This is a genomic window from Pseudomonas sp. KCJK8993 (assembly GCF_046230915.1).
In the GTDB taxonomy this organism is placed as follows: domain Bacteria; phylum Pseudomonadota; class Gammaproteobacteria; order Pseudomonadales; family Pseudomonadaceae; genus Aquipseudomonas; species Aquipseudomonas piscis.
On sequence record NZ_JBJJLO010000205.1, the window covers coordinates 1 to 4,209 of the forward strand.

At 57.6% G+C, this 4,209-nt stretch carries 4 protein-coding genes and 1 tRNA gene; 1 reads left to right on the forward strand and 4 read right to left on the reverse strand.

The window, feature by feature from the left end; genetic code table 11:
- From ACK6AU_RS31380 to ACK6AU_RS31395, 4 genes are all read right to left on the reverse strand, one after another.
- The coding region (locus tag ACK6AU_RS31380; protein WP_409303614.1) for a Fic family protein at positions 1-858 on the reverse strand (858 nt) is incomplete at its 3' end.
- 406 nt (positions 859-1,264) lie between these two features.
- Entirely contained in the window at positions 1,265-1,645 is a 381-nt protein-coding gene (locus ACK6AU_RS31385; RefSeq protein ID WP_409303616.1) for a hypothetical protein, read from the reverse strand.
- A gap of 610 nt (positions 1,646-2,255) precedes the next feature.
- Positions 2,256-2,331: transfer RNA gene (locus tag ACK6AU_RS31390), tRNA-Thr, on the reverse strand.
- Between the two features lie 134 nt (positions 2,332-2,465).
- The gene (locus ACK6AU_RS31395; protein ID WP_409303618.1) at positions 2,466-3,257 is read right to left on the reverse strand and encodes an SDR family NAD(P)-dependent oxidoreductase; all 792 of its coding nucleotides are present in this window, start codon (positions 3,255-3,257) and stop codon (positions 2,466-2,468) included.
- A 128-nt stretch (positions 3,258-3,385) separates the two neighbouring features.
- On the opposite strand from ACK6AU_RS31395, the gene ACK6AU_RS31400 reads away from it, so the two are divergent.
- The coding region (locus ACK6AU_RS31400; protein ID WP_409303620.1) for a LysR substrate-binding domain-containing protein at positions 3,386-4,209 on the forward strand (824 nt) is incomplete at its 3' end.

Genomic DNA, 4,209 nt, shown 5'->3' on the forward strand with positions numbered 1-4,209 from the left:
ATTTGTATGATCTTCATTAATCCACTCAGCCAAAGCAGCCAGTCGATCTTCCAATCCATCTGCAGAAGGAGGTGTATGAACTACATTGCCGTCACCATCTTCCACAACAATAGAGTCATCCGCACAACGAAAAACTCCTGGACGGTAATGATCGTCATTTATATTCTCCACTCCAACCTGATGAAGCTCTGCAATTAAGTCGGCTGAAAGTTTTTTATCCCGACTTTTCCAAGCAAACTGCATCATCCTGAAATTCCCGATAATCATTTTCTCATCAGGTGTTCTAGGCCCTCTCTGACGCTTCAAGAGATCTTTCGCAACTTTAGTGGTAGTAGCTGCACCTTCGAGCTGGCTGCTACTAATAGCTTCATCCTCGATTAAATCCTTAAGCAAATACTGGACATGCTTTTGCTCTCCAATTTTACTGCTCATCCATTCCAATGCCGCTGCCGTGGTATGACGATCACTTTCAGAGATAGCCATCTGAATCGCAGGGGTCAACAGTAACCTCCCTTTGACTGAAGGCTCTCCTAACGAAAGAACTTCGCTTAATTGAAGTCTTCTGGCACTTTTGACTACTGACCAGGCAAGCGCTTGGTTTAAATCAGAAGGTATCCTAAATCTAAGCGTATCGTAGTGTTGATACCGCCCTTTATCGTCAACGGGGGCGTAAAGCTTCAGGTAAGCCCCAGTCTGCTCTGAGTGGTTCTTCATGATTACTTCAAAAGGGTTGAGTACGACTTCGGGTGGGCGCTTGATCATGGCTGTCTCAAGAATCTGCTTAATTGAGATGAGCGTACACCATAAAAACTCTCTGATCTCATTTTTTTGAAAAACTGAGCTGTCAGCCAGAACCAACCTTCTTCCCTAGCATTCTGCAAATTACAGGCAGAGCAAAAATGCTAGCGAAAAAGCACTTATCCCCCTCCCGCCGACGGGCTCTGCGTCCGTTTTTTGTGCAAAGTCAGGTGGTGGTGCAAACCATGCCCCCGCCCAGGCCCGCTGCGGGCTTTGTGGAGCGTTTGGTGATTGCACAAAGTGAAAGGTATTACTGAGAAATGTCATGCGCTTGCACGGCGTGCCATGACGTCTTTGATGATCATGAAATTCTGAAGGCCCCGGCCTGTCTGGCCGCATGCCTAAAAAATCAGCCAAAACCGCTGTTTTCAGTTTCAGCACAGCTCGAAAACCACGAGTTCTGTGCCCTGCGTAAAGCGGTAGGGGAAAGCGCTGCAATCCCCTGCTGGCGGGTGCTGTATCGGGTTTACCGCGTTTCAGAGGTTTTCACTGCGTCTTGTTCGGCCTGGAAACGAACATGCGGGAGATCAGCCTCATTCAGCAATCGGCGATGCTCTTCCTCGACCACGGGATGCAAGAGACTTTTAAGCAGTTGGGCAAGCTTCAATGCCGTTGCCTCGTCCACCCTCCTCACTGTGCCGGTACGGGCCGAGGGGCGGCATAGTTCGCCTGCCGAGACGCCTAGGGTCGCCAGGATGCCGCAAACATACCCGTCCAAGAACTCCGCCCTTTTGGTAAGGATTCGACTTTCTGGAGCTTCCTGATAGTCCCAATCTACACGCCAATGCCGGTCGTCTTTAACGGCGTTGATCTTCGGTAGTGCTGCTTGTGGCTTTGGCTTACGCATTACTGTTCTCCGGATCGATCAAAGGGCTGAGCGTGGTTTGCAGCATACCTTTGAGGTTCCCAAAAAGAACATTTCCTGGGTCACCCCCTCCTGACACGTAAGTGGCGTCAGCGGGTGACAAAAAGCCCTAGAACCCGCGTATTCCGTGGGCTCTGTCGCTTACAGTAGTGCTGTCTAAAAGCGTCAGCTGAGAACGCCAATAAAAAATATCGTTATAAATCAATGATTTGCACGAGTGCCCGCTTACAGTATCAATCTGTGCGGCTCAGACGGTGATTCTACAGTCGACTTACGATTTTGATTTTGGCTCAAGCTATTGATTTGTAAGGGTTTTAAGAGATTCTAAAATCTCACTTACACTTCTGACGCACTTTTTAGGTGCACACCGGAAAATTTTTCCCCGTGTGTAGGGTGGGTGTCGCTTGACGTGCGCACTCACAGTAGCGACCCACGTTTAGGCGCCGCCTGTTCTCCAAAGCACCGGGCTATCACCACCTGCTCAGCATTCGGCGGTGCGGGCGGGACGGTACTCGCGGGGTGCTTGTTACGTGCGTTGTTACGTGGAGGGCAAAAACAAAGGGCCTGCATCGCTGCAAGCCCTTGTTTTGTATGGTGCCGGCACCAGGAATCGAACCCGGGACCTACTGATTACAAGTCAGTTGCTCTACCAACTGAGCTATACCGGCGTGTCAGGGCGACGATTATAGCGATTGGCGGGGTTCTGTAAACCCCTGAAAACTGACTATTTTTGCCCGGGCCTCAGCGCCGGATGGGCCCGCAACCTGTCGTGGTTGCGGGGCCGGGCGCCTGGTGTGGCGGTTCAGATCGCCAGGCTGTCCACCACGCCGCCGTCCACGCGCAGGGCCGCACCGGTGGTGGCCGAGGAGAATGGCGAGGCGATGTAGGTCACCAGGGAGGCCACTTCCTCGACTTCGGCCACGCGCTGGATGATCGAGCTGGGGCGCTCGCGGCGCACGAAGGCGTCGGCTTCTTCCCGGGCGCTGCGGCCGGATTGGCGCACCGCGTCGGCCACCAGGTTGGCCACGCCTTCGGTGAAGGTCGGGCCCGGCAGGATCGCGTTCACGGTCACGCCGGTGCCGGCCAGGCGCTTGGCCAGGCCATGGGAGACGGCCAGGTTGGCGGCCTTGGTGACGCCGTAGTTGATCATCTGCGCCGGGATGGCGACGCCCGATTCCGAGGACAGGAAGATCACCCGACCCCAGCCGCGCTCGACCATGCCCGGGGTGTAGTGGCGGGACAGGCGCACGCCGGAGAGCACGTTGATTTCGTAGAAATCCATCCATTGCTGGTCGTCGGTGTCGAAGAAGTCGACATCGTTGTAGATGCCCAGGTTGTTCACCAGGATGTCGGCCTGGGGCTCGGCGGCGAACAGGATATCGGCGCCGGCCGCGGTGCCGAGGTCCGCGACCACGCCCCGGGCGCTGCCGTTATTGGCGTGGATGCCGGCGACGGCTTCCGCCACCGAGGCCGCGTTGCGGCCGACGATGACCACGCTGGCGCCGGAGGCCGCCAGGCTTCGGGCGATGCCCAGGCCGATGCCGCCGGTGGAGCCACTGATGATGGCGGTCTTGCCGCCCAGATCGATTTGCATGTTCGGATTCCTCATCTTGGGGGGCACGGGACCTGTGCCGGTGATCGATTCGATATGGCGAGATCCTAAACATCGCCAGTAAGATCGCATATGACTTAATTGGTCAGACTTGAGTCCCTGAGGGTCATATGCTGGATCTTAGACAATTGCGTTATTTCGTCGCCGTCGCCGAAGTCGAGCACGTCGGCAAGGCGGCCGAGCAACTGCACATTTCCCAATCGCCGCTGAGCCGGCAGATCGCCCAGCTGGAAGAACGCCTCGGCCTGCAATTGTTCGAGCGTAGCCAACAACGCCTGCGCCTGACGTCCGACGGTCGCACCTTCCTCCACGAAGCCCGGGCCCTGCTCAAGCATGCCGAGCGCCTGGAGTCCCTGGGGCGGCGCCTGGGGCGTGGCGAGACGGGCGGGCTGTGCATCGGCTACGTCAGCCATGCGATCCATGCCGGGGTGCTGCCCGGTGCCTTGCGCCATGTGCGTGAAGAGCGCCCGGGTATCCATATCGCGCTGTACAACCTGTCGGCCCAGGAGCAGTTCGAAGGGTTGCGCCAACGCAGCCTGGACATCGCCCTGGTCTGCGAACCGCCGGCCACCGACGATCCGGAGCTTGTGGCCGCCCAGGTGTTCGACGACCCGCTGCGCCTGGCCTTGCCCCTGGGGCATCCCTTGGCGGACAAGCCCAGCATCGAACCGGCCGACCTGCACGAGCAGGACTGGATCATGGTCGAAGGCCAGTTGCAGCCCAGCCGGCGCGAGCGCTTCCTGGCCAGTTGCGTGGCCGCGGGCTTCACCCCGCAGATCCGCCTGGAAGCCGCCGAGCCGCTGAGCGCCCTGGGCCTGGTATCCGCCGGCCTGGGCCTGGCGCTGATCCAGCAGAGCATCCATGGCGAAGGCAACCCGAACGTGGTCCTGCGCGAGCTGCCCTGGTTGCAGCAGAGCACCGGCTTGTGGGCGGC

What these genes read in the sequence shown, in the direction of transcription:
- ACK6AU_RS31385 (WP_409303616.1), bottom strand. Translation starts at nt 1,645, where the DNA reads ATGCGTAAGCCAAAGCCACAAGCAGCACTACCGAAGATCAACGCCGTT.
- ACK6AU_RS31395 (WP_409303618.1), bottom strand. Translation starts at nt 3,257, where the DNA reads ATGCAAATCGATCTGGGCGGCAAGACCGCCATCATCAGTGGCTCCACC.